At 47.9% G+C, this 25467-nt stretch carries 34 protein-coding genes and 4 tRNA genes; 1 reads left to right on the top strand and 37 read right to left on the bottom strand.

Features of this window, described 5'->3' with window-relative positions; all coding sequences use genetic code 11:
* The 11 genes from VK958_RS01455 to VK958_RS01405 form a co-directional block, all read right to left on the bottom strand.
* Positions 1–128 (bottom strand): GTP-binding protein (locus VK958_RS01455; protein WP_254874736.1); only part of this gene is annotated, 128 nt, incomplete at its 3' end.
* A gap of 154 nt (positions 129–282) precedes the next feature.
* Positions 283–357, bottom strand: a tRNA-Thr gene (locus VK958_RS01450).
* A gap of 21 nt (positions 358–378) precedes the next feature.
* Positions 379–454, bottom strand: a tRNA-Gly gene (locus VK958_RS01445).
* 68 nt (positions 455–522) lie between these two features.
* Positions 523–607 (bottom strand) — tRNA-Tyr (locus VK958_RS01440).
* Positions 608–670: 63 nt separating this feature from the next.
* Positions 671–746: transfer RNA gene (locus VK958_RS01435), tRNA-Thr, on the bottom strand.
* A 137-nt stretch (positions 747–883) separates the two neighbouring features.
* Positions 884–1297, bottom strand: coding sequence for a ClpXP protease specificity-enhancing factor (locus VK958_RS01430; RefSeq protein ID WP_325238472.1), 414 nt, complete (start codon positions 1295–1297; stop codon positions 884–886).
* 65 nt (positions 1298–1362) lie between these two features.
* Positions 1363–1962, bottom strand: a complete 600-nt coding sequence (locus tag VK958_RS01425) for a glutathione S-transferase N-terminal domain-containing protein (RefSeq protein ID WP_325238471.1) — start codon at positions 1960–1962, stop codon at positions 1363–1365.
* Positions 1963–2026: 64 nt separating this feature from the next.
* On the bottom strand, positions 2027–2737 hold the full coding sequence (locus VK958_RS01420) for a cytochrome c1 (protein WP_325238470.1): 711 nt from the start codon (positions 2735–2737) through the stop codon (positions 2027–2029).
* Positions 2737–4023, bottom strand: coding sequence for a cytochrome b (locus VK958_RS01415; protein WP_325238469.1), 1287 nt, complete (start codon positions 4021–4023; stop codon positions 2737–2739). The genes VK958_RS01420 and VK958_RS01415 overlap by 1 nt, the downstream gene beginning before the upstream one ends.
* A 5-nt stretch (positions 4024–4028) precedes the next feature.
* Positions 4029–4649 (bottom strand): ubiquinol-cytochrome c reductase iron-sulfur subunit, encoded by a 621-nt coding sequence (gene petA / locus VK958_RS01410; RefSeq protein WP_325238468.1) that lies wholly within the window; start codon positions 4647–4649, stop codon positions 4029–4031.
* 116 nt (positions 4650–4765) lie between these two features.
* Entirely contained in the window at positions 4766–5512 is a 747-nt protein-coding gene (locus VK958_RS01405) for a Nif3-like dinuclear metal center hexameric protein (protein ID WP_325238467.1), read from the bottom strand.
* 51 nt (positions 5513–5563) lie between these two features.
* On the opposite strand from VK958_RS01405, the gene VK958_RS01400 reads away from it, so the two are divergent.
* Entirely contained in the window at positions 5564–6724 is a 1161-nt protein-coding gene (locus VK958_RS01400; protein ID WP_325238466.1) for a S1C family serine protease, read from the top strand.
* A gap of 1 nt (position 6725) precedes the next feature.
* Here the strand turns inward: VK958_RS01400 and tatC are convergent, their stop codons facing one another.
* From tatC to ccsB, 26 genes are all read right to left on the bottom strand, one after another.
* On the bottom strand, positions 6726–7460 hold the full coding sequence (gene tatC / locus VK958_RS01395) for a twin-arginine translocase subunit TatC (protein WP_325238465.1): 735 nt from the start codon (positions 7458–7460) through the stop codon (positions 6726–6728).
* A gap of 14 nt (positions 7461–7474) precedes the next feature.
* Complete coding sequence (tatB, locus tag VK958_RS01390) at positions 7475–8011, bottom strand: Sec-independent protein translocase protein TatB (RefSeq protein WP_325238464.1); 537 nt, start codon at positions 8009–8011, stop codon at positions 7475–7477.
* A 15-nt stretch (positions 8012–8026) separates the two neighbouring features.
* Complete coding sequence (gene tatA / locus VK958_RS01385; RefSeq protein WP_325238463.1) at positions 8027–8209, bottom strand: Sec-independent protein translocase subunit TatA; 183 nt, start codon at positions 8207–8209, stop codon at positions 8027–8029.
* 24 nt (positions 8210–8233) lie between these two features.
* A complete protein-coding gene (locus tag VK958_RS01380) occupies positions 8234–8563 on the bottom strand; it encodes a histidine triad nucleotide-binding protein (RefSeq protein ID WP_325238462.1) in 330 nt (109 codons plus the stop codon).
* Complete coding sequence (locus tag VK958_RS01375; protein ID WP_325238461.1) at positions 8560–8877, bottom strand: phosphoribosyl-ATP diphosphatase; 318 nt, start codon at positions 8875–8877, stop codon at positions 8560–8562. The genes VK958_RS01380 and VK958_RS01375 overlap by 4 nt, the downstream gene beginning before the upstream one ends.
* Entirely contained in the window at positions 8870–9253 is a 384-nt protein-coding gene (gene hisI / locus VK958_RS01370; RefSeq protein ID WP_325238460.1) for a phosphoribosyl-AMP cyclohydrolase, read from the bottom strand. The genes VK958_RS01375 and hisI overlap by 8 nt, the downstream gene beginning before the upstream one ends.
* Positions 9250–10014: an imidazole glycerol phosphate synthase subunit HisF gene (gene hisF / locus VK958_RS01365; protein ID WP_325238459.1), complete on the bottom strand. Its 765-nt coding sequence runs from the start codon at positions 10012–10014 to the stop codon at positions 9250–9252. Before hisF ends, hisI begins: the two co-directional genes overlap by 4 nt.
* Positions 10014–10754 (bottom strand): 1-(5-phosphoribosyl)-5-[(5-phosphoribosylamino)methylideneamino]imidazole-4-carboxamide isomerase, encoded by a 741-nt coding sequence (gene hisA, locus VK958_RS01360; protein ID WP_325238458.1) that lies wholly within the window; start codon positions 10752–10754, stop codon positions 10014–10016. The genes hisF and hisA overlap by 1 nt, the downstream gene beginning before the upstream one ends.
* 53 nt (positions 10755–10807) lie before the next feature.
* Complete coding sequence (gene hisH / locus VK958_RS01355) at positions 10808–11452, bottom strand: imidazole glycerol phosphate synthase subunit HisH (protein ID WP_325238457.1); 645 nt, start codon at positions 11450–11452, stop codon at positions 10808–10810.
* Positions 11453–11497: 45 nt separating this feature from the next.
* On the bottom strand, positions 11498–12088 hold the full coding sequence (gene hisB / locus VK958_RS01350) for an imidazoleglycerol-phosphate dehydratase HisB (RefSeq protein ID WP_325238456.1): 591 nt from the start codon (positions 12086–12088) through the stop codon (positions 11498–11500).
* A 165-nt stretch (positions 12089–12253) separates the two neighbouring features.
* Positions 12254–13135 carry a 3-hexulose-6-phosphate synthase gene (gene hxlA / locus VK958_RS01345; protein WP_325238455.1) on the bottom strand — a complete coding sequence of 294 codons (882 nt, stop codon included), beginning with the start codon at positions 13133–13135 and terminating at the stop codon, positions 12254–12256.
* A gap of 215 nt (positions 13136–13350) precedes the next feature.
* Positions 13351–14415: a histidinol-phosphate transaminase gene (hisC, locus tag VK958_RS01340; protein WP_325238454.1), complete on the bottom strand. Its 1065-nt coding sequence runs from the start codon at positions 14413–14415 to the stop codon at positions 13351–13353.
* A 9-nt stretch (positions 14416–14424) separates the two neighbouring features.
* Positions 14425–15720, bottom strand: coding sequence for a histidinol dehydrogenase (gene hisD / locus VK958_RS01335; RefSeq protein ID WP_325238475.1), 1296 nt, complete (start codon positions 15718–15720; stop codon positions 14425–14427).
* A 23-nt stretch (positions 15721–15743) separates the two neighbouring features.
* On the bottom strand, positions 15744–16385 hold the full coding sequence (gene hisG / locus VK958_RS01330; RefSeq protein ID WP_325238453.1) for an ATP phosphoribosyltransferase: 642 nt from the start codon (positions 16383–16385) through the stop codon (positions 15744–15746).
* 58 nt (positions 16386–16443) lie between these two features.
* Positions 16444–17709, bottom strand: a complete 1266-nt coding sequence (gene murA / locus VK958_RS01325; RefSeq protein WP_325238452.1) for a UDP-N-acetylglucosamine 1-carboxyvinyltransferase — start codon at positions 17707–17709, stop codon at positions 16444–16446.
* A gap of 2 nt (positions 17710–17711) precedes the next feature.
* A complete protein-coding gene (gene grxD / locus VK958_RS01320) occupies positions 17712–18020 on the bottom strand; it encodes a Grx4 family monothiol glutaredoxin (protein WP_325238451.1) in 309 nt (102 codons plus the stop codon).
* A gap of 32 nt (positions 18021–18052) precedes the next feature.
* Complete coding sequence (locus VK958_RS01315; RefSeq protein ID WP_325238450.1) at positions 18053–18301, bottom strand: BolA family protein; 249 nt, start codon at positions 18299–18301, stop codon at positions 18053–18055.
* A 78-nt stretch (positions 18302–18379) separates the two neighbouring features.
* Positions 18380–19198 (bottom strand): ABC transporter permease, encoded by an 819-nt coding sequence (locus VK958_RS01310; RefSeq protein ID WP_325238449.1) that lies wholly within the window; start codon positions 19196–19198, stop codon positions 18380–18382.
* The gene (locus VK958_RS01305; protein WP_414683821.1) at positions 19195–20124 is read right to left on the bottom strand and encodes an ABC transporter ATP-binding protein; all 930 of its coding nucleotides are present in this window, start codon (positions 20122–20124) and stop codon (positions 19195–19197) included. Before VK958_RS01305 ends, VK958_RS01310 begins: the two co-directional genes overlap by 4 nt.
* A gap of 63 nt (positions 20125–20187) precedes the next feature.
* On the bottom strand, positions 20188–20481 hold the full coding sequence (locus VK958_RS01300) for an STAS domain-containing protein (RefSeq protein WP_325238448.1): 294 nt from the start codon (positions 20479–20481) through the stop codon (positions 20188–20190).
* A 20-nt stretch (positions 20482–20501) separates the two neighbouring features.
* Positions 20502–21104: an MlaC/ttg2D family ABC transporter substrate-binding protein gene (locus VK958_RS01295; RefSeq protein WP_325238447.1), complete on the bottom strand. Its 603-nt coding sequence runs from the start codon at positions 21102–21104 to the stop codon at positions 20502–20504.
* 26 nt (positions 21105–21130) lie between these two features.
* Positions 21131–21676, bottom strand: coding sequence for an outer membrane lipid asymmetry maintenance protein MlaD (gene mlaD / locus VK958_RS01290; RefSeq protein WP_325238446.1), 546 nt, complete (start codon positions 21674–21676; stop codon positions 21131–21133).
* Between the two features lie 39 nt (positions 21677–21715).
* Positions 21716–22501, bottom strand: coding sequence for a lipid asymmetry maintenance ABC transporter permease subunit MlaE (mlaE, locus tag VK958_RS01285; protein ID WP_325238445.1), 786 nt, complete (start codon positions 22499–22501; stop codon positions 21716–21718).
* Positions 22501–23304 carry an ABC transporter ATP-binding protein gene (locus VK958_RS01280; protein ID WP_055830106.1) on the bottom strand — a complete coding sequence of 268 codons (804 nt, stop codon included), beginning with the start codon at positions 23302–23304 and terminating at the stop codon, positions 22501–22503. Before VK958_RS01280 ends, mlaE begins: the two co-directional genes overlap by 1 nt.
* Before the next feature lie 130 nt (positions 23305–23434).
* Positions 23435–24076 (bottom strand): type II secretion system protein, encoded by a 642-nt coding sequence (locus tag VK958_RS01275; RefSeq protein WP_325238444.1) that lies wholly within the window; start codon positions 24074–24076, stop codon positions 23435–23437.
* Between the two features lie 237 nt (positions 24077–24313).
* Positions 24314–25459, bottom strand: a complete 1146-nt coding sequence (gene ccsB, locus VK958_RS01270) for a c-type cytochrome biogenesis protein CcsB (RefSeq protein ID WP_325238443.1) — start codon at positions 25457–25459, stop codon at positions 24314–24316.
* Positions 25460–25467 lie beyond the last annotated feature (8 nt).

The following is a 25467-nucleotide window of genomic DNA, read 5'->3' as shown; positions in this document are numbered from 1 at the left end:
TCACCACCAAATTTCTTAGTCAATACAGTCGTGATCGCCGCTGTCAATGTTGTCTTACCGTGATCAACGTGACCAATCGTACCAACGTTCACGTGTGGCTTGGTACGTTCAAATTTGCCTTTTGCCATGATGTTTTCCTTTATTGATACTGAAATGCCAATAAATAATTGTGTTATTCACAAATTACGCGACGCGGATGACACCATCCTGAAACGCCACTGCTTAACCACCGATGCTATTAAGCCCTATGTTACCAAAGCCTAAGTCACCATAGAGCAAAACTGGTGCCCATGGCGGGAATCGGACCCGCGACCTCTCCCTTACCAAGGGAGTGCTCTACCACTGAGCCACATGGGCGCTTCATGCAATCATTGCTGTTGGAGCGGGCGACGAGGTTCGAACTCGCGACATCTTGCTTGGAAGGCAAGTGCTCTACCAACTGAGCTACACCCGCAATATGCAGAACACCCAAGGAAGGCTCTCACCATCCCGCTTTTACTCAAAGCCCACAGACAGTAATTTTGGTGGAGGGGGCTGGATTCGAACCAGCGTACTCTGAGAGAACGGATTTACAGTCCGTCGCCTTTAACCACTCGGCCACCCCTCCAAAATCGACCGCGATTATCGCGGCTAATCCAATCAGCGTCAATGCTAACTGTATTTAAATCTATGGTGCCGGGTATCGGAATCGAACTGATGACCTTCGCATTACAAGTGCGCTGCTCTACCAACTGAGCTAACCCGGCATTTCGGAAAGGCGCAACTATAGCACTTTTTTATTAGTTTTATCTAGTGCTTTGAGAATTTTTTTATTCTCAGCCAAAAGATTCTGCATCATGACTGCGCCGCTTTTGTGATAGCAGTTTTTTTGTAATGCACAAACTTATTTGACGACTTTAAGATGCGATTTTTTGGGTGCACTTGGCTCAGCCGCTTCAGCCTTTGATAATTCTGCAGTTTTCACTGGCTCTGGCGCAGGTCCATCAGTTACCTCAAAAAACATCCCCTGACTGTTTTCACGCGCGAACACTCCCGCCACGCGCCCGATAGGCACATAAATATGCTGGGCGACGCCACTGAAGCGCGCTGAAAACACGACCGCATCATTATCAATATGCAGGTCCTTCACTGCTGTATAGTTGATATTGAGCACAATTTCGCCATTTTGCACAAAGGCCATCGGCACGCGGGTTTGTGCATTGACCTTCACCAAAAGATGTGGCGTCAATGCATTATCGACACACCACTCATGTATTGCGCGTATCAAATAGGCCGTGGTGGGGATCAATGTGCTCATACTGAGTTCTCCTTGAAAAAACAGCGCGGCAAAACATCACCGCGCTGTATATATGCGAACTAAAATTACTTGCGCATGGCCTTTTCAGAAGGCGTCATAGCTTCAGCATACATAGGGCGCGAGAACAAACGCTCGGCATACTTCAGCAATGGTGCAGCCTGGTTAGGTAGTTCAATACCGTAGTGACCTAAACGCCACAACAACGGCGTAATGGCCACGTCCAGCATGGAATACTCATCACCCATCAGGTAATTTTGCTTGCTGAAAATCGGAACCAGCTGTGTCAAGTTATCACGGATCACTTTGCGTGCACGTTCAACCCGCCCATCTTCACCAGATTCGATATCTTTAATATGATTAAACAAATCTTTTTCAAAATTATAAAGATACAGTCTTGCACGGGCACGCATGACCGGGTCAGCTGGCATCAGTTGGGGATGCGGGAAACGCTCATCTATGTATTCATTAATAATATTGGCTTCTGACAACACTAGGTCGCGCTCAACCAATACCGGCACTTCACCATAAGGATTCAAGATAGCGAGGTCTTCAGTTTTATTGGTGAGGTCAACATCAATGACTTCAAAGTCCATGCCCTTTTCGAACAGAACAATACGGCAACGGTGACTGTAAGGATCGACGGTACCCGAATACAATCTCATCATAATTATTTTCCCTATAAAAAAAGACACCAAGGCCTAATGCCCTGGTGTCGGACTTGGTTGCTGGTTAGCGAATATCTTTCCAGTATTCGGCTTTGATTTTCTTCACCAAGACTAACAACACAGACAAGAACAGCAAAACAAACACACCAATCCACATACGGGATTGCTTAGCAGGCTCAGCCATAAATGCCATAAAGTTGGTCAGATCACCTGCAAACTGGTCATATTCTTCAGGACTCAATTTGCCAGCTTTTTCAAGTTTTAGCGTATGCGTTTCGTGATCCAGCACTTGCACACCTTGCAACTCATACAGCACGTGCGGCATCGCCACTTTATCAAACACCTGGTTATTCCAGCCGGTTGGACGGCTGTCATCTTTGTAGAAACTACGCAAATAGGCATATACCCAGTCTGCACCACGCGCGCGCACTTCCACACTGAGATCAGGCGGTGCTGCACCAAACCATTTCTTGGCATCTTTTGGATTCATGCTGACACGCATGGTCTCACCCACTTTTTCACCGGCAAACAGCAAGTTTTCCTTGATCTGCTTATCGGTCAAGCCAATATCCTGCAAACGGTTGTAGCGCATGTAATTGGCACTATGGCAATTGAGGCAGTAATTCACAAAAATCTTAGCCCCACGCTGCAAGGAAGCTTTATCACTCATGTTAATCGGTGCAGTTACATCAATATGCACTTCATTCGCGAAAGCAGCGCCTGACAGCATCAATGCCACACCGGCAAATGCCTGAATAAACAATTTCTTCATCATTAGAATGTCACCCTTTCTGGCACTGGCTTGGTTTTATCTCTTTTGGTATACCAAGGCATCAAGACAAAGAATGCAAAGTAAACCACGGTACAAATACGGGCAATCACCGTTGCGCGATCCGCACGCCCCAACCAGGAACCGAATTGTCCCCAGACATCACCAGGAACAGTACCCAGATAACCCAGAATAACGAAGCTGATGACAAACGCAGTCAACCAGCGTTTGTATAATTTGCCACGGTAGCGGATGGATTTCACCGGGCTCTTGTCCAGCCATGGCAGGAAAGCAAACGCCACCACAGACAAACCCATCGCGACTACACCAGGGAACTGTGAAATACCGATTGGCGGTACAGCACGCAAAATCGAGTAATAAGGCGTGAAATACCACACCGGGGCGATATGCGCAGGCGTTTTCAGCGGATCAGCCGGCACAAAATTGTTGGCCTCCAGAAAGTAACCACCCATTTCCGGCATAAAGAACACAATGGCGAAAAACACCATCAGGAAAACCACCACACCAACCAGATCTTTCACTGAGTAGTAAGGGTGAAAAGGAATGCCATCTAACGGGATACCGGTTTCCTTGTCTTTATGTTTTTTGATCTCCACACCATCCGGATTGTTAGAACCCACTTCATGCAAGGCTACAATATGCACAGCCACCAGGCCCAACAGCACAAGTGGTAACGCAATCACGTGGAAGGCAAAGAAACGGTTCAATGTCGCATCAGAGACCAGGTAGTCACCGCGCAACCATTCGGACAAATCCGGGCCGATGAAAGGTACCGTAGAGAACAGGTTCACGATCACCTGCGCACCCCAGTAGGACATTTGCCCCCAAGGCAGCAGGTAGCCAAAGAACGCCTCACCCATCAATACCAGGAAGATACCTACGCCAAACAGCCAGATCAGTTCGCGCGGGGTTCTGTAAGAACCGTAAATAATGCCACGGAACATATGCAGGTAAACCACCACAAAAAACATCGAAGCACCGGTCGAGTGCATATAACGGATAATGTTTCCGCCAAATACGTCCCGCATGATGTATTCCACCGAAGCAAAAGCCAACTCAGCATCCGGCTTGTAGTTCATGGTCAGGAAAATCCCGGTGACAATTTGCAGCACCAGTACTAATAATGCCAATGAACCGAAGAAATACCAGAAGTTGAAGTTTTTCGGCGCGTAATACTCGGTAAGGTGTCCTTTGATGGTACTGGTCAGCGGGAAACGGGCATCCACCCAGTCCAGCACGCCAGCGGCAATCGTTTTATTATTATTTGCCATGATATTTAAGCCTCCGCCTTTTTGTCATCACCAATCAAAATGGTGGATTCTGTCAGATACTGATGTGGCGGAACAATCAGATTAGTTGGTGCTGGCGAGCCTTTGAATACCCGGCCAGTCAGGTCGAACTTGGACCCGTGGCATGGACATACAAAACCACCTGGCCAGTCCGCAGTTGTCGCAAAATTGTCGTTTGGTGAACAGCCCAGATGTGTGCAAGTACCCAACATCACTGCAAACTCAGGCTTAATCGCGCGCGCCTTGTTTTTACAATATTCAGGTTGCTGCGGCACTTCCATATTCGGATCCGACAGATCCGCATCATGCTTATCCAGGGTGGCCATCATTTCAGGCGAGCGGCGTACAATCCACACTGGCTGACCACGCCATTCGGCTGTCATTTTTTCACCTGGTTTCAGCTTGCTGATATCTACTTCTACTGGTGCGCCAGCGGCTTTAGCACGCTCACTAGGCAACATACTGCCGACAAATGGTACCGCCACAGCAGCGACACCGACAGCACCGGTGGCAGCAGTTGCTTTCACCAAAAAGTCGCGCTTTTGCAAATCCACCTCAGATGGTGCGCAAAACGACAAACAGTTGCTGTCAATTTTGTTTTCTGACATTGGCTTCCTTAATCTACCCTTTTGAGGTAACAGTGTGATTAAAACTTGAGTCGCGATTATACATTTTCCGCAGACACAAGCCAAATTTAATTCAATAAGTCTTTGATATTAATAAATTAAATAGGGTTTTCTACTTCTATGAAAATGTGCTCAATCCCGTAATTTTCTGCCAGCCACTGCCCTAATGCCTGGATACCATAACGCTCCGTGGCGTGGTGCCCGGCTACAATATAGGCCGTACCAGTTTCCTGCACGGTGTGCCAGGTCGGTTCGGATACTTCACCACTGAGAAATACATCGATATCGGCTGAAACCGCTTGTTGTATATAGGATTGCGCTGCACCGGTACACCAGGCAACAGTGCGCACTTGCCGGTCGGGCTCGCCCAGCAGTTGCGCCTGACGATTTAATTGTTTGCTGACATGATCGCTTAGTTGCTGCAGTGAAATGTCATCGGGCAACACCGTCATGGGTAACATGGTTTTGTCATCGAGATAGCGCACTATTGGCCAACCCAGCACTTTACCAAGTTGCACATTGTTGCCGACTTCAGTGTGCGCATCCAAAGGCAAATGGTAAGCCAACAGGCTGATATCATGAGTCAACAGTTGCTTGAGGCGTTTTCGTTTTATACCAGTGACTTCAGCGGGCTCACCCCGCCAGAAATAACCGTGATGGACCATGATCGCATCTGCATTAACCTCAATGGCAGCATCAATCAATGCCTGGCTGGCAGTGACGCCAGTGACGATGCGCCGCACTTCCGGTCGCCCTTCCACCTGCAATCCATTCGGGCAATAGTCCTGAAATCTGACAACTTGCAAAAAATTAGCTAATTCGCTAACAAGACGATTCAATTCCATCTCTGACTCTCATATACTAATCAATTATTAAGACAACCTATTCTGGCCGCCATGCGACAACTCTGGACTATATTCTCACAAGCAGTCACCGTCTGCCTCGGTATTCTGTTTGTGATGAAACTATTTTATCCCAACCTGCTGACGCAGCCGAACACCCAGAAGGTCATTGTTCAGGAATCCACCTCCGGCATTCAAGCCGCAGCTATCGCAAAAGCGGGGTATCGCAGCGCGGTAAGCAAGGCCACACCTTCAGTCGTCAATATTTTCACCACTGCTCATATCAGCCAGGATCCACACCGGGCGTTGAAAAATGACCCTTTATTCCGCCACTTTTTCGGTGAAGAAATGGAAGAAGAAGATGAACAGCCTGAAAACAGTTTAGGCAGTGGCGTGATTGTCAGTGCCGATGGCCTGATCCTCACCAATAATCACGTCATCAGCTCGGCTGACCAGATTGAAGTGGCATTAAGTGACGGCAGCAAATCATCTGCCACGGTAGTAGGCACTGATCCTGAAACCGATGTCGCCGTGCTTAAGATCGATCGTAAGAACCTACCTGCCATTACATTTAGCAATAGCGAGCAAATGAAAGTGGGCGATGTGGTACTGGCGATTGGTAATCCGTTTGGCGTTGGTCAAACTGTGACTCAGGGTATTATCAGCGCATTAGGGCGCAATCATCTTGGTATCAATACTTTTGAGAACTTCATTCAAACGGATGCTTCAATCAACCCTGGCAACTCCGGCGGTGCATTAATTGATATCAACGGCAACCTGATTGGCATCAATAGTGCTATTTATTCACGAAATGGTGGCAGCATGGGCATCGGATTTGCAATTCCAGTCAGCATTGCCCAGCAAGTCATGGAACAAATTACTTCAAGCGGCTCAGTCACCCGTGGCTGGATAGGCATTGAAGCACAAGACATCACCCCGGAACTTGCTGAATCTTTCAATTTAAAAAATATCGATGGCTCTTTGATTGCGGGTGTTTTACTGGATAGCCCCGCGGATAAAGCAGGCTTACGTCCAGGCGACATTCTTACCGCCATTGAAAGAAAACCGGTGACTGACAGTCAGTCGATGCTCAATATTATTGCGATGTTAAAACCACGTGAGAAAGCGACTTTATCTATTCTGCGCAATGGCAAGAAAATGGATATCGATCTTGTAGTAGGTAAGCGCCCACTACCGAATAAAATACCCAAATAACTTATACAGAAGATGGATTGCTGGTACGTGGTGGCAGCCAGCGCACCACCAGCAATCCGGACTCGTACAGTATCCACAAAGGAATGGCCAGCATGAATTGGGAAACAATATCCGGAGGTGTAAAGATCGCGCCTACCACGAATGCACCCACAACTACATAACCGCGTGCTTCCTTCAGCTGTTCAAGTGTTACCCAACCCATCAATGCCATGAGCACTACTGCCACAGGCACTTCAAATGCAAAACCGAAAGCCATAAATAAGCCAATCACAAAATCCAGGTATTCCGCAATGTCGGTCATCACTGCCACCCCTTGCGGTGCACTACCGATTAAAAAGCCAAATACCACGGGAAAAACCGCAAAATAGGCGAAGGCCATGCCAATAAAAAACAGGAATAGCGAAGCTACCAGCAAAGGTAACATCATGCGTTTTTCATGCGCATACAACCCTGGCGCCACAAATGCCCAGCATTGATAAAGAATCCATGGCAAAGCAATCAGAAATGCCGCCAGCATGGTTACTTTCATAGGCACAAAGAATGGCGTAGTGACCGCTGTCGCAATCATTTGAGCGCCTTGTGGTAACTTAGCTAAAAGTGGCGCGGCCAATAAGCTATACAATTTGTCAGCAAACGGGAACAAGCCGACGAATATAACTAGCAAACCAATGACTGCGCGCAGCAGACGATTACGCAATTCAACAAGATGGGAAATAAAGTTTTCGGTAGGCGTCATGAACAAACAGTTACTCAGGATTTATGTTCATCTGTAAACATATCCGCCGTATCTATAGCGGCTTTCGGCTTTGTTTTCCGCGGACGACGGGCAGTGGTTCTGCCTGCTACCAAGTTTTCTGAAGCGGCACTTTCCTCTACTGGAACTGACTCTGTTTTTTCAATCATATTCGCAGCTTTTGAACGACTGCGTGGCTTGATCACAGCTTGTTCTGGTGTGAACTCTTTCACTTTGGCCTGACGCGGCTTGCGCGGTTTTTTAATGGCTTCCGTCAGAACTGGCTCGTTTACTTGCGCAGCCGGCGGCAGGATACTTTGCTCGATATCAGCATAACTTTGCTGCAGACCAGACTGCACTTCTTGCTGCAACTTTTGCAACTCCTCAAAGCGCGATTCACGATTCACTTCGTCTTTGACTTGCGTGACAAATCGCTGCAAGCGCCCAAAAAAAGCGCCCGCAGTGCGGGCGACTTTCGGTAGTTTTTCCGGCCCGATCACTATCAATGCCACAATAGCGATCACCAGCATTTCGGAAAAAGAAATATCAAACACAATGAATCGCTGTGATTATTTATTTCTATCGGACAACTCGTCTGGCTTAGACTCGCCTTTACCTTCATTGACGGCCTTTTTAAACTCATTTACCGCACCGCCCACATCACTACCGATGTTGCGCAGTTTCTTGGTACCAAACACCAGTACCACTATCAGTAACACAATCAACCAATGCCATAAACTAAAGCTTCCCATCACAATCTCCTTTAACCAGTTAGGTTATGCTACAGCGCCACCACCGTAGACATGCAAATGAATATGGAAAACTTCCTGCCCACCTTCACGGCCCACATTCATTAACGTTTTGTATCCTACCAGACCTTGATCCGTCGCCAGTTTTGGCGCCAGCAACATCATCCCGCCCAGTAAACCTTGATCTTCATTAGTACAGTCTTTCAGTGTTTCGATATGCTTTTTCGGCACAATCAAAAAATGTGTTTTAGCCATGGGACGGATATCATGAAACGCAATGACGTTTTCGTCCTCATAAATGGTTTTTGAAGGTATGTTGCCAGCGGCGATCTTGCAAAAAATACAGTCGGTAGTCATTCTGCCCTGCTCGCTTTCTCTGCGATACCCGATAAGCCTTCACGACGGGCCAGTTCATTCAGCACATCTTGCGCGCTTAACCCGGCATGGCTTAGCAGCACCAAGGTGTGAAACCACAAATCAGCGGTTTCATAAATGATTTCATCAGCATTGCCGCCCTTTGCCGCGATGACTGTTTCGGTCGCTTCTTCACCAATCTTCTTCAGAATGCTGTCCAGGCCTTTGGCATGTAGCTTGGCAACATATGAAGAGGCCGGATCAGCAGATTTACGCTGTTCCATTAACTCAGACAGTCGATTTAATACATCACTCATGGTAAATCGCTTTCGGGTCTTTGATCACCGGTTCAACCGTCACCCAATCATCATCTTGCAACTGCTGGAAAAAGCAATTGTGCCGTCCGGTATGACAGGCGATACCGCCCTGTTGTTCAACGGTGATCAATACCACGTCATTGTCGCAATCGAGACGGATATCATGCACGATCTGTGTATGCCCGGACTCTTCACCCTTGTGCCAGAGTTTGTTGCGCGAACGTGAATAATAGACTGCATGACCAGTCTCGCGCGTCAATTGCAAAGCTTCGCGGTTCATCCAGGCAAACATGAGGATCTTGCCTGAAGATTGTTCCTGTGCAATCACAGGCACCAGACCATCTTCATTCCAGGCCACTTGATCCAGCCAGCTCATCGTATTTCCAACCCGTGTTGACGCATGTACTCTTTCGCTTGTTGCACCGTGAATTCACCATAGTGAAAAATGCTGGCTGCCAACACTGCATCAGCACCACCGAGTGTCACTCCATCGACCAGATGCTGAAGGTTACCCACACCGCCGGAAGCAATTAACGGCACTGCCACTGCATCACTAATTGCTTTGTTAAGTGGATTATTAAACCCGATTTTGGTACCGTCTCGGTCCATGCTGGTGACCAGCAACTCACCTGCACCCAGGCTGACCATTTTGCGCGCCCATTCAACAGCATCTAATCCAGTTGGGTTACGCCCGCCATGGGTAAACACTTCCCACTCAAAAGGCTGGTTATCTACTTTTTTGGCATCGATGGCAACCACAATACATTGTGAGCCATAGCGACTCGCAGCATCTTCTACCACTTGAGGATTCAGTACCGCCGTGGTATTGATACTCACTTTATCAGCACCGGCATTCAATAAACGCCTGACGTCTTCCACCTTGCGCACTCCGCCACCGACAGTGAGCGGAATGAATACCTTCTCCGCCACGCGCTCTATAATATGCAAAATCAGGTCACGATCATCAGAACTGGCGGTGATATCTAGAAAGGTGAGCTCATCAGCGCCTTGCTCGTTGTAGCGCTGGGCAATTTCAACCGGGTCACCTGCATCGCGCAGTTCTAGAAAATTAACGCCTTTGACCACACGGCCATTAGTGACATCCAGGCAAGGAATTATGCGTTTGGCACACCCCATTACGTACTAAGCTCATCGGCCAATGCCTGCGCTGCAGAGAAATCCAAAGTGCCTTCATAAATCGCACGGCCTGTAATCGTGCCGATGATGCCTTCAGCCTGGACCTCACATAATTTGCGCACATCATCCAGATTGGTCACGCCACCACTGGCAATGACCGGTATGGTCAAGGCTTGTGCCAATGCCACTGTCGCTTCAATATTCACGCCAGTGAGCATACCGTCACGGCCGATATCCGTGTAGACAATACTTTCAACACCGTAATCTTCAAATTTCTTTGCAAGGTCAATCACATCGTGGCCAGTCAGTTTTGACCAGCCATCTACCGCAACTTTACCGTCTTTGGCATCCAGGCCTACCATGATCTGACCAGGAAATGCATAACAAGCCTCGTGCAGGAAACCCGGATTCTTGACGGCGGCAGTGCCAATAATAATGTAACTGATGCCATCATCGAGGTAACGCTCAATCGTATCCAGATCACGAATACCCCCTCCTAACTGGATAGGAATATCACCACCCACGGCTGCTACGATCGACTTGATGGCATTTTCATTGACCGGCTTACCGGCAAATGCACCATTTAAATCAACCAGATGCAAACGTTTGCCCCCTTGGTCTACCCAATGCCTGGCCATAGCCGCAGGATCTTCAGAAAATACGGTGGACTCTTCCATCAGCCCCTGCTTCAAACGTACGCAGTGACCATCTTTTAAATCAATTGCCGGGATAATTAACATGCTGTTTTAGTGTAGAAATATAACGGGTTTGGACAAAGTATAAGAAAACGCAATCATGGTTTCCAGTTTACAAAATTACGCAAAAGTTGCAAGCCTGATTCTGCACTCTTTTCCGGGTGAAATTGCACGGCAAACACATTGTCACGCGCAATAGCACAAGTATAGTCAAATGGATAAGCAGTGGTTGCTGCTGTCAGTGCCGCTTCAGCCGGGTCTACGTAATAACTATGCACGTAGTAGAAGCGTGCCTGGTCAGGAATATCTTGCCACATGGCGTGCTTGCCAGCCTGATGTACCTGACTCCAGCCCATGTGCGGCACTTTCAACTTGTTGCCCTGAGTATCCACCATCTTTTCGGCAGGAAAGCGCTTCACTTCGCCTGGATAGATACCCAGGCCGGGTACATCACCTTCTTCAGAATGTTCAAACAGCATCTGCAAACCGATACAAATGCCAAAAAATGGCTTTTCACGGGTCGCTTCAATCACTGCCTGGCGCAAACCACGCATATCAAGCTCACGTATGCAGTCAGGCATCGCGCCCTGCCCGGGAAACACTACGCGCTCTGCCTTGGAGATCAATTCAGGGTGGCTGGTGACCTCTATACTTACCTCTGGCGCAACTGCTTTCAGGGCATTTGCAACGGATCTTAAATTACCCATGCCGTAATCAACAACGGCCACTTGCAAACGATTCATGGTTTGAATATCAACTTTAAACGAGCGTCTTTGTAAGAAGCGATGTTATAACGAGCCTTTGGTGGATGGCATCATGCCGGCCATGCGCGGATCAGGCGTGATTGCCATGCGCAGTGCGCGGCCAAATGCCTTAAAAATGGTTTCGGCCTGGTGGTGCGCATTGTGACCTTTAAGGTTATCAATATGCAAAGTAATCAATGAGTGATTCACAAATCCCTGGAAAAACTCGTAGAACAGGTCTGCATCGAACTCACCTATCATGGCACGCACGAATTTGCAGTCGAACTCCAGGCCTGGGCGACCAGACAGATCCAGCACAACACGACTCAACGCCTCATCCAATGGAACATAGCTATGTCCATAACGTGTGATGCCTTTTTTATCACCCAGTGCCTTTGAGAAAGCCTGCCCAAGGGTGATACCGATATCTTCCACGGTATGATGCCCGTCAATATGCAGGTCACCCTTGGCATGTACCTTCAAGTCGATCATGCCATGTCGGGCAATTTGATCAAGCATATGATCCAGAAAGCCCAACCCACTTTGTAAATCCGACTGACCTGTCCCATCCAGGTTAATAGCAACGGTAATTTGGGTTTCGAGTGTATTGCGCGTAACTTCAGCTTGACGTGACATAGTGGGGAAAGGTAATCACAGAGATTTAGCAAATAATACAGGCATTTTACAGCAAGTCTTCCCGGCCAGGCAAAATCTGTCACTAAAAACAAAAAAGCAGTCCATGAGGACTGCTTTTTTTATTCTAATGGCGACCCGAAGATCGCCAAGAGATCAGATTAACTATTAATTGGCTTCAGCTGGAGCTTCTGCAGCAGGTGCAGTTTCTTCAGTAGCAGCAGGTGCAGCTTCTTCAGTTGCTGGCGCTTCAGCAGCAGGCATTTCAGCAGCTGGAGCAGCCTCTTCTGTCACTGGAGTTTCAGCAGCAGGTGCAGCTTCTTCAGATTTTTTGCCCAACAAAGAGAATACCAACACTGCAGCAACAGCAGCGATAATCCATGGCAGCAATTTGTTACCGCCTTTGGCAGTAGTACTAGCACCGTGAGCGATCTTGGTGATCTCTGAAGCAGCAGCTGCAGGATCAGCAGCACCGTAGATTGCAGCACCAGCGACAACGATATCAGCACCAGCGTCAACGACTTGTTTAGTGGTAGCGGCTTTAACACCACCAGCAACAGACACTTTAGCACCTGTTTTCAAACCTGATACCAGGCCCAGGTCAGCAAATGGAGTATGGCCAGCAGCTTGTTGATCTAAACCAGTATGCACGCCAATGATGTGTGCGCCAAGTTTAACCACTTCTAAAGTGCGGGCTTTTTTGTCTTTTACATTGATCAGGTCAATTTGTGCTTCTTTGCCGTATTTGTTAGCCGCATCGATGACACCTTTGATCGTACCAGCATCAGCAGTACCCAAAACGGTACAAATGTCAGCACCTGCTTTGTAGAATGGCTCAGCTTCGTAGAAGCCAGCATCCATGGTTTTCAAATCAACCAAAATCTTGTTGTTTGGGAATTTAGTACGCAATGCTTTCAACAGTTCGATACCATTGTGTTTGATACAAGGTGTACCAATTTCCAGGATATCAACGTGTGGCGCAACTTTAGCCGCTAAAGCGATTGTTGCGTCAAAATCCAATGAGTCTAATGCCATCTGGGTTTGTGCCATTTTTCTTCCTCCGAGTTTGCTCTATTTTAAATCCAATGAACTTTTGCGCAGCAACGATGCAAACGCAACCCTCACTGCACATTATGTACAATAGCGTGCATCATAACCGTATTTCCAACAAAATGACAATATTGCGACACATTTTTTTATGTCGTAAGAATCTTTTGAGCGATGTTAGCAGTTAAATTGCAGCAAATACTTTGCTTTTAGCAACATCAACCATTTAAAAGTAACTTGAGCGCCTTAATGAAGGCTGCATTTTGTGTATTATTGCCTATCGTCACCCTTAAAAAGTTCTCAATTCTGGCTGGTTTCTTAAAGTGTCGTACGATGATGGCATGCTCACGCAACCTGGAAGCCAGTTGCTCACCGGCTACCTGCTGATGCTGTGCGAAAATAAAATTAGCGCCTGATGGAAGCACAGTAAATCCAAGCGCCTGTAAATCCGCAACCATTTGCTCACGTGCAGCAATGACTTGCTGCCTGGTTTGCTGAAAATAAGCTTCATCTAGAATGGCAGCGATCGCACCTGCTTCAGCAAAGCGATCTATGGGATAAGAATTAAAGCTATCTTTCACCCGGATCAGCGCTTCAATCAAACTGCTATCGCCAAGCGCATAGCCAACCCGAAGCCCGGCTAACGAGCGCGATTTGGAATAAGTATGGGTGACTAATAGATTAGGGTAACGATTAATCAAGGCAACAGCAGATTCAGTACCAAAATCCACATAAGCCTCATCGACCACCACCACTGTTTCCTTATTGGCAACAAGCAATCGCTCAATTTCGGCTAAAGGCAATGGAATGCCGGTTGGTGCATTTGGATTTGGGAAAATGATGCCGCCATTAGGGCGCAGGTAATCATCAACGGCAATCTCAAACTGCGCATTCAATGGCACAGTTTCGTATTGGATGCCATACAGCCCACAATACACCGGGTAAAAACTATAAGTGATATCCGGGAATAACAATGGCAAATCGTGCTTCAGTAACGCCTGGAACACATGTGCCAATACCTCATCTGAACCATTACCGACAAAAACCTGCTTAGCTTGCAATCCATGATATTCGGCAATGGCAGCTTTTAAGCGACCGGAATCCGGATCGGGATACAGACGCAAACTATCAGTTGCTTCAGCCTGCAATGCTGAAATCACCTTAGGACTAGGCCCATGCGGATTTTCATTAGTATTCAGTTTGATCAGATTTTGAATCTTGGGCTGCTCACCTGGCACATAAGGTGTCAGGGTATGCACAATCGGGCTCCAGAATTTACTCATCTGCCAGCCTTATTTCAAACGGTATTCAGCGCTACGCGCATGTGCCTGCAGGCCTTCGCCATATGCAAGGATGGCTGCTACTTTTCCCAGCGTTTGCGCACCGGCACTGGAAACCATGATCAGGCTTGAACGCTTCTGGAAATCATAGACACCTAATGGCGAACTGAAGCGCGCCGTGCGTGAGGTTGGCAACACATGGTTTGGCCCGGCACAGTAATCCCCTAGCGCTTCGCAGGTATCGCGCCCCATAAAAATAGCGCCGGCGTGTTTGACTTTCTTACTGTAAGCCAGTGCATCATCCATCGATAACTCCAAATGCTCCGGCGCAATGAAATTACATATGTCAGCAGCTTCTTCCAAATCTTTTACCTGGATCAATGCGCCACGGTTTTGTAGTGAAGTACGGATAATTTCCTGGCGTGGCATGTCAGTGACTTGCCGCTCAATACTGGCCTGCACCTGGTCTAAAAACTCAGCGCTCGGGGAAAGCAAAATGGCTTGCGCCAACTCATCATGCTCGGCCTGGCTGAATAAATCCATTGCCGTCCAGTCCGGGTTACTTTTACCATCGCTGATCACCAGAATCTCTGATGGCCCAGCCACCATATCGATACCGACCACGCCGAACACACGCCGTTTGGCAGCAGCTACATAAGCATTCCCTGGGCCGACAATCTTATCGACTTGCGGCACGGTTTCTGTACCATAAGCAAGGGCACCGACTGCTTGCGCACCACCGATACAGAAGACACGCGTCACACCGCACACTGCAGCAGCCGCCAATACCAATGGATTTTTCTCACCATTCGGCGTTGGCACCACCATAATCAATTCTTGCACACCTGCCACTTTAGCCGGAATCGCATTCATCAGCACAGAGGATGGATACGCCGCTTTACCGCCTGGCACGTACAAACCGACGCGATCCAGTGACGTGACTTGTTGTCCCAGCAAAGTGCCATCCGGCTCGGTATATTGCCAGGATTGCATGACCTGTTTTTCGTGATAGCTACGCACGCGGTCAGCCGCTGTTTGTAATGCTTCACGCTGGGCCACCGGCAAACCGGCTAACGCCGCTTGTAATTCTGCCTGCGGGATTTCAAGTTGCGCCAGGCTGTCTGCATTGGTTTTATCAAAACGGTTAGTGTATTCCAGCACGGCTTCATCACCGCGCGTTTTTACATCCTTGAGGATATTGGCGACCACTTGGTCGATGTTATCGTCCTGTGCGGTTTCAAACGCCAGCAAGGCTTTCAGTTCGCTCTGGAAGTCAGCAGATTGGGTGTTTAAACGTTTAATCTTCATATCTATCATTTGTCGTAATGACATTAATCTTTCAGGATCGCACTTGCAAAACTGTCAATAATCGGTTGTAGCGAAGGGCGATTGACCTTAAATGACGCCTGATTCACAACCAGGCGTGAACTGATTGCACCAATTTCTTCTACCGCTTTAAGCTTGTTCGCCCGTAAAGTACCGCCAGTGCTCACCAGATCCACGATTGCATCGGCCAAGCCTACTAAAGGACCTAACTCCATAGAGCCATACAGCTTGATCAGGTCGACATGCATGCCTTTGGCGGCAAAATGCTCACGCGCCGTTTTTACATATTTGGTCACTACTTTGAGGCGTGCACCCTGGCGGATACTCGCTTCGTAATCAAAGTCCTCGCGCACAGCCACCATCATCTTGCATCTGGCAATATTCAAATCTAATGGCTGGTATAAGCCTTCGCCACCATGCTCATCCAGCACATCTTTACCGGCAATGCCGATATCAGCCGCACCGTATTGCACATAAGTGGGTACATCGGTGGCACGGACAATGATCAATCGCACGTCTTCACGATTGGTAGGCAAAATCAATTTGCGTGAAGACTCTGGATCTTCCAGCGACCGTATACCAGCAGCAGCCAGCAATGGAGTAGTTTCTTCAAAAATTCGCCCTTTACTGAGCGCGATAGTAATCATTCGTTATTAACCTGCGTATCATTTAATTTGAACTGAGAAACCGGATTGGCCTATATACCTAATTCGACCTGCGGACTTTAGCACCCAATTGATTGAGCTTTTCTTCCAGCCGCTCGTAACCACGGTCAAGATGGTAAATACGGTCAATCACTGTTTCACCATCCGCTACCAAGCCTGCCAGCACCAAACCGGCTGAGGCACGTAAGTCAGTCGCCATCACATTAGCGCCTTCGAGCGCAGATATACCTTTCACCACGGCGGTATTCCCCTGCACTTCAATATTGGCACCCATGCGCTGCAACTCTTGCACATGCATGAAGCGGTTTTCAAAAATGGTCTCCACTACGGTGGATACGCCTTCAGCAATGGTATTCATCGCCATAAACTGTGCCTGCATATCTGTAGGGAAAGCCGGATGCGGTGCAGTGCGAATATTGATGGCTTTCAACTGGCCATTACTTTTGACCGTAATACTGTTAGGCTCGCTACTGATTTCTGCACCTGCTTCACGCAGTTTTTCGATGACCGCTTCCAGCAGGTCGGCACGCGCATTTTTCAATGTCACTTCACCACCAGTCATCGCTGCGGCAACCATGTAAGTGCCCGCTTCAATCCTGTCACAGACGATATGGTGCTCGGCACCCGCAAGTCGTTCTACACCTTCAATAGTAATGGTATCTGTTCCAGCGCCACTGATTTTGGCACCCATCTTATTCAGGCATTCGGCCAGATCTACCACTTCTGGTTCTTTGGCTGCATTTTCGAGCACAGTTGTGCCTTGTGCCAGCGCCGCAGCCATCATCAGATTCTCGGTGCCGGTCACGGTGACCATATCCATATAATAAGTGGCACCTTGTAAACGGCGGTTTGGCAGATGCAATGTGCTCGCCTGGATATAGCCATGCGTAATATGCATGGCTGCACCCATTGCTTGCAAACCCTTGATATGCAAATCAACGGGGCGTGAGCCAATAGCACACCCGCCCGGTAACGAAACACGCGCCGTGCCGAAACGCGCCAGCAACGGGCCAAGCACCAGGATAGAGGCGCGCATGGTTTTCACCATTTCATAAGTCGCTTCAAATGATGCCACATCACTGGCATCCAGCGTGACTCGGTCATTGTCTTTGCCGACCTTCACGCCCATAGTGTCAAGCAATTTAAGTGTCGAAGCCACATCCCGTAATTCGGGAACACCAGTCAAAACCAATGGCGTTTCAGCCAGCAAACCTGCACATAAAATCGGCAACGCGGCATTTTTTGCACCGGAAATCACGACTTCGCCGTGCAAGGGCACCCCGCCCTCAATAATCAGTTTGTCCAAGATTATGCTTCCGACAACAGCGTTTGCAACTCACCGCTCTGGTACATACTACGCATAATGTCAGCACCGCCGATAAACTCCCCTTTTACATACAGCTGTGGAATCGTAGGCCAGTTAGCATATTGCTTGATCCCTTCGCGGATATCCATATCCTGCAACACATCAACGGCGACGAATTCAGCGCCACAGGCATCCAGGATCTGAGTCGCCACATTTGAAAAACCACACTGTGGAAATTTCGGGCTACCTTTCATATACAGCACCACTTTGTTATTGGTCACTGTTTCTTTGATTTTTGCTTGCGCGTCCATATTTTCTCCAATCAATTCTGTTAAAACGCAGCTTATGCCTGCTGCATTTGCTGCCACTGTGCCGGCGTATACGTTTGCATGGCGAGCGCATGAATCTCTGCGCGCATACGGTCACCCAGCGCGGCATACACTAGCTGATGCTGCTGCACCATGCGTTTACCTTCAAATAAAGGGCTGACGACCACTGCATCAAAATGCGTTCCATCGTCCCCGTTCACTTTTATATAATCGCATTCCAAACCACTCAGGATATACGACTGCAATTGAGCTGCTGTTAACACAAAACCTCGCTTTTATTTCAATTCAGTCAGGGATGACATGCAAAGCTTGCGCCTTCTTTTTACCTGTCCCCTAACAAGTTAACTACGTAATTTATAACCGGATTTTAACATCTTTAGGCAACCCCACGCTAATGCCAGTAGAAACACGCCTACGACGCTGACGCTTAGCCATGGAGAGACATCGCCTTGGCCGAAAAAGCCGTATCTGAACCCATCAATCATGTAGAAAAACGGGTTGAGTTGCGACACCGCCTGCCAGAATGGCGGCAAAGAGTGGATAGAGTAAAACACCCCCGATAAAAATGTCAGCGGCATAATTACAAAATTCTGGAAGGCTGCCATTTGGTCAAATTTATCGGCCCAGATACCGGCAATCACGCCAAAGGTCCCCAGTAATGCGCTACCTAGCAACGCGAATGTGATGATCCACCATGGATGCACCGTCGGCACATCCACGAAAAATAATGCCACCAGATAAATACTCAAACCCACTACTAAGCCGCGGATCATTGATGCCGCCAGAAACGCGACGAAAAATTCCATATAGGTGAGCGGCGTCAGCATCAGGAAGATGATATTCCCCATCACTTTCGACTGGATAAGGCTGGATGAACTATTGGCAAAAGCATTCTGTAACAGCGACATCATCATCAAGCCAGGCACCAGGAAAGCCGTGTAACTCACCTGATCGTAAACCTTCACATGTGATTCAAGCACATGTGAAAAAATGAGCAGGTACAGCAGCGCTGTAAGAATAGGCGATGCAATGGTCTGAAAAGCCACGCGCCAGAATCGCAGCAATTCCTTCTTGAATAAAGTATAGACGCCACGCCAGCGCGCACTGATCTGGTTATCCAGCCAGTAGAACGGGTTCAGCCACTTTAAAAATTGTTTCATTGCGCCTGACCTCCACGACTACCCACCAGATTCAGGAACACATCTTCCAGATCCACTTCTTGCAATTGAATATCCAGCACCTTCACTTGCGCTTGACGCAGTGCAGATAAAATCGTTTCAACCTGCGCAATATCAAATAAATTAAAAATGACTAAATCGTCTTGCTGCTGCTTTATAAATGCATGCAGCTGCGCCGGCACTGCGCCTTCCAGGCGCAATACCAGCTGCTTGGCAGCATGCGTGCGTAATAATTGTTTTGTTGTATCCAGTGCCACAATCTTGCCGTTTTTCATCATGGCGATGCGTTCGCAAAGCGTTTCAGCTTCTTCCAGGTAATGTGTGGTGAGGATAATCGTATGGCCCTGCTGGTTGAGCTTCTGGATAAAGCCCCAGAGCATTTGGCGCAACTCTACATCGACTCCGGCAGTCGGCTCATCAAGCACGATGACAGGCGGTTTATGTGCAAGTGCTTGCGCAATCAGGGCACGGCGTTTCATACCACCGGATAATTGGCGCATATTGGTATGCGCTTTATCTGTGAGACCCAAACCTTCAATGACTTCATCTACCCAGGCATCGTTTTCAGGGCCGCAACCAAAATATCCTGCCTGGAAGCGCATCATTTCGCGCACATTAAAAAACGGGTCAAATACCAGCTCTTGTGGCACAACACCTAAAGCCATACGCGCCTGCTGATATGACGTTTGCACATCATGCCCCATAATGCTGATCTGGCCACTGGTTGGCTTGATCAGGCCAGATAAAAGATTAATCAGGGTCGACTTACCGGCACCATTGGGGCCTAGCAAAGCGAAGAATTCTCCCGGCTGTATGGTCAGGTCTATTCCTCGCAGTGCTTCAAAAGCACCAAAATGCTTGGTTATTCCTTGAATCTTAACGGCTGCCACCACGGTGTTGCCTTTCACTATCCTAAAAAAACGAAACCCCACCTCTGTCCTGAGCTGGGGTTTTCTGACTTAAATGTTTGGTTAATTTAACAAGAAACTATCCACACCATATAACTGCATCAAGCTACGCAAATTGTCAGGCACCCCAACCACCGAGACTGAGCCGGCATGAGCGTGCTCATGATGAAACTGTCGCTGAATCTCAAAAATCAGACTCACTGCCACCGTATCCACTTCCTCTACTTTAGAAAAGTCCAACGTTAGTGGCGGGTCAAGGCGCAAGGTCTGCAACTGAGCCAGAGCATCATTGATATTGTTTATCACTAAGTCTCCACTAAAGCTCAATATATTTTCTTGTTGCGTGATAGTTGCCACGATGACCCTTTGAGAAATAATTATTTACCAGTAGCGGCTTTGTTTTTTTCAGCCAGTTTTTTATTCAAACTGTCCAAACCGTTCTGGCGGATTTCCTGTGCGAACTGGCTACGATAGTTAGTCACCAGGCTGACACTTTCAATCACAATATCAAATACTTTCCAATCATCGCCTTTTTTGCCGAGGGTGTAGTCAACTGAAATCGGGTCACCGCCTGGTTGCTGAATTGCCGTTTTCACTGTTGCGGTTTCTGCACCAGCTTCCAACCGGAAAGGTTTGTACTCAATCGTTTGATTTTTATACTTGGACAAAGCAGTTGCATAAGTACGCAATAACAAGGTTTTGAACTCGGCCTGGAAACTCGCTTGTTGCTCAGGCGTGGCTTTAGTCCAGTTTTTACCCAGCACTAAACGTGATACTTTGTCAAAGTCAAAGTTAGGCAGGATTTTTTCTTCAGCCAGGGTAAAAATCTTCTGTTGGTTGCCAGCCTGAATATCCTTATCAGACTTGATGACATCAATCACATCATCAGCAGTTTTCTTCACCAGTTGATCGGGCGCCAAACCTGCAAATGCAACACCAGTTACCAGCCACATGGCACAAGCCATCCACCATTTTTTCATCGAATTCCCTTTATTAAGCATTTAAATTACTTACCAATTTTGTCCAATGGACTGGCATCTAACGCATCAGCACCTGTTTCGGTTGATGCCGCTGCAGTTTTCGCCGGTTTATCATCACTTTCAGTAGCTTTGCTATACAAAAACTGGCTGATCAACTTTTCCAGAACGACAGCATCTTGTGTCTGGATAATCTTGTCACCATTTTTCAAGCTGGCTTCATCGCCACCGGCTTCCAAACCCACGTACTGTTCACCTAATAAACCTGCAGTATAAATATTCGCGAAAGTATCTTTAGGAAAACTGTAACGTTTGTCGATGTTAAGACTCACAACGGCTTCGTAAGTTTTAGCATCAAGCTTGATTCCCTCAACGCGACCAACTACCACGCCAGCGCTTTTAATTGGCGCACGTGGTTTAAGACCACCAATATTCTCAAAGTTCGCCGTGACCAGATAAGTTTCACCGATATTGGTGGTGGTCAGGTTGCCGACCTTCATGGCCAGGCCCAATAATGCAGCAAAACCCATCGCCACAAAAATCCCTACCCATAGATCAATTGTTGTTTTTTCCATACCTACTCCTCACGAATGCTCTTAATCTAGTATATTTTTCTAGCCGAGCATGAACGCCGTTAATATAAAATCCAGTGCCAGTACTGCCAATGACGATGTGACGACCGTACGCGTCGTTGCCCGGCTGACGCCTTCTGCCGTCGGCGGTGCATCATAGCCTTCAAACAAGGCAATCATCGTACATGCCACACCAAATACCACACTTTTGAACACGCCATTCAGAATGTCATATTCCCAATCTACATTAGCCTGCATTTGCGACCAGAAAGCTCCTGCGTCCACACCGATCAAAGGCACGGCCACCATATAACCGCCAAGAATACCCATCATGGTGAATAATGTTGCCAGGATGGGCATGGCGATGACCCCCGCCCAAAATCTGGGGGCAATCACGCGCGCAATCGGACTGACCGCCATCATCTCCATCGCAGAAAGTTGCTCAGTAGCTTTCATCAAACCGATTTCGGCAGTGATGGCAGTACCGGCACGCCCTGCGAATAACAGTGCAGTCACCACCGGACCAAGTTCACGTACCAGCGCCAGTGCTACTAATACACCGATCGCCTCTGATGAGCCGTATTTTTGCAGCGTGTGGTAACCCTGCAATGCCAGCACCATGCCGACAAAGAATGCCGACACTAAAATGATAATCAACGATAACACGCCTGTGAAATACACTTCACGCACCGTCAACCGGAAGCGGCGGAAACTTTCTCCGGAAGACACCAGTGTTAAGCCGAATAGTCGGGCACCAGCACCAAACCGCCACATTTTATTGATAAAGCCGGCGCCAAGATTCTTGAGCAGCCGTTCGATCTTGCGCATCAGCGTGCCCCCCTTAACAAACTGGCATGGTACTCAGGTGCCGCATAATGGAATGGCACCGGACCGTCTTTTTCGCCATGCACGAACTGGTGTACAAACGGCATTTCAGATTTTCGCAAATCTTCAGGCGTGCCTTCGGCAGCCACCACGCCATTAGCGACAAAATATACATAATCCGCAAACTGGAAGGTCTCTTCCACATCGTGGGTAACAATAATTGATGTAGCTCCCAGGGCATCGTTCAAGCTGCGAATCAGATCGCAGATCACTGCCATCGAAATCGGGTCCAAGCCGGCAAAAGGCTCATCGTACATAATGATGCTGGGGTCTAGCGCAATCGCTCTGGCCAACGCCACGCGTCGCGCCATACCGCCAGACAACTCCGTCGGACGCAGCGCATGCGCACCGCGCAAACCTACCGCATTGAGCTTCATCAATACCAGGTCACGGATCATGCTTTCTGGTAAATCGGTATGCTCCCGAATCGGGAAAGCGACATTCTCAAACACGGATAAATCAGTAAACAGAGCGCCATGCTGGAACAACATGCCCATTTTTCTGCGCAAGCGGTAAATACCGTCACGGTCTTGTTTGTGCACTATTTCACCACTAACTTGCACCTCACCTTTGGTAGGCTTCAGCTGGCCGCCTATCAGTCGTAACAAAGTGGTTTTGCCACTCCCACTGCCGCCCATGATCGCAATCACCTTGCCTTTTGGAAAGGTCATATTGATGCCGTGATGCAGCAATTTACCTTTGTAACCAAAGGAAAGATCTTTTATTTCTACGATTGATTGGGCCATGTGGTTGGATTCTTTTGCAAGCGGCTCTCATTCTAAATCAGAAACCATTGAGAATTCTGTATGTAAAACGTATAAAACAAAAAGCCCGTAAAACAGGCTTTTTGCAGTAAATAATGTGTTGTATTCTACACTAAAAACTCATACACACTAAGTATGGCGATGCCGGTTGCGGCGTAGCCTCCCCAGTCCCCTGCGTACCATTCACCAGTATCCGCATCACGCCTGTATTGCCTGACCCATCATCCAGCATAGTATCAAGCTGTGTGGCATATCTGCCTAAAATCCCATCAGAACACATGGCATGCGCACTGTTGAAAGTGTTTGCGCTCACGGCAGCTAGCGCATCTACACTAGTCACACCCAATCTGCCGCCTTCGCTGTTTCGCGGGATATATTGCGTGCTGCCCGTGTCAGTAGCGCCAGTGGCTAATCCGCCTAAGCGCACATGCTGCCATAGTAGAAAAGACTCATCCGTGGCGGTATCCGAATTCCAGGCACCTTGAATTAATCCATTTTGTGTTTGACCAGCCGTTGTAGCGCTGGTACCGCCATTCAAATGCGTTGCTGCGGCATGATCATCACCTGGCAACACCCGGAACCTATCCTGATAACCATAAAAGTAAGTGGGAATATTCCTGAAATCACTGGCGAGACTTTTTACTTTTGCATTTGCGATCAACTCCTGCCCACGCATCACGCCTGCAAGAAGTAAGCCTGCGATTACCAGCACAATTGCCAACTCAATTAAACTAAACCCTTGTTGCCTCTTCATTTTGAATTCTCCTGATATTTATTTTTGAAAGCATTAAGCGCTGTGGTGGTATTGATAAACCGCCCAGCGCACAAAATATTAACATTTATTAATTAAAATAAACATTAGTTAATTTTAATGCTTTTGAATTTAGAGAGTTCAAACAAAAGGGCAAGCGCCAAACGCTTGCCCTTTAAAGCATACAAGGATTACTTTTATAACCTACCGCATAGAAGCTTCCCTTGAAGATTGCCGCATTTACAATGTCCCGTATGAATGCAATCCGCTTAAAAACATATTCACGCCAAGGAAAGCAAATGTAGTCACCAGCAAACCGACCAGTGCCCACCAGGCTAACGCGATACCGCGCAAACCTTTCATCAGGCGCAAATGCAACCAGGCAGCATAATTGAGCCAGACAATTAAAGCCCAAGTCTCTTTCGGGTCCCATGACCAGTAACCGCCCCAGGCTTCAGCCGCCCACATTGCACCAAGGATAGTGGCAATGGTAAAGAAGGCAAAGCCGATGGCAATCGCTTTGTACATCAGGTCATCGAGCACATGCAATGCCGGCAAACGACTCGCCAGCACACCATTTTTGGCCAGCAAATAAGCGCCGGCGACCATCGCTGCCAACGAGAAAGCCCCGTATCCGATAAAGTTAGCTGGCACATGAATTTTCATCCAGTAACTTTGTAATGCCGGCACCAAAGGCTGGATTTCATTGGCATGGCGATCAAAGGTATACCAAAGGATAAATCCAACGGCTGCATTAATCACTACCAGTACAAAACCACCCAGCTGTCTGGTTTTGAATAACTGCTCATAATGCAGGTATAACAACGCCGTGATCAGGCAAAACAGGATAAATACTTCATAAAGATTGCTGATCGGAATATGTCCAATATCAGGTGCTATCAAATAAGACTCATACCAACGTACCATCAGCCCGACAAAACCAAACAGGGTTGCCGACCAGGTTAAAGCTGAGGCCACTTTTGCAGTAAACTCCGAGCGCTGAAACAGTGCTAGCCAATAAGTCAGCATCGCGAGAACGAACAAGACATTCATCCACATCACTGCAGACTGGCTGGACAGCAAGAACTTAAGCAGGAATCGTTGACTGCCGTTAGAAAGATCACCCTGGTAACTGTAAACACCCAGCAAACTGATAATCGCAACACCCAGTACCAGCCTGGCTATCGCCGACCAGCGCCAGCCCAGATAGCTGAATACGCCCACGGCCCCAAACAGGAAGCCAACTTCATAAATATCCATATAGCCAGCGTAACGCTGGTATGAAAACAATCCGCCAGCCAGCAGCAATAACGCATAAAGCCAGTCATACGTAGTTAGCGTCTGCCAGAACGAAGGTCGTTTAGTCCATGATGGTGATGTGTTCATCGCATTCC

This window comes from Methylophilus sp. (genome assembly GCF_035460085.1).
Taxonomy (GTDB): Bacteria; Pseudomonadota; Gammaproteobacteria; order Burkholderiales; family Methylophilaceae; genus Methylophilus.
The sequence above is the reverse complement of the archived record's forward strand: the minus strand, read 5'-3'. Positions and strand labels throughout refer to the sequence as shown.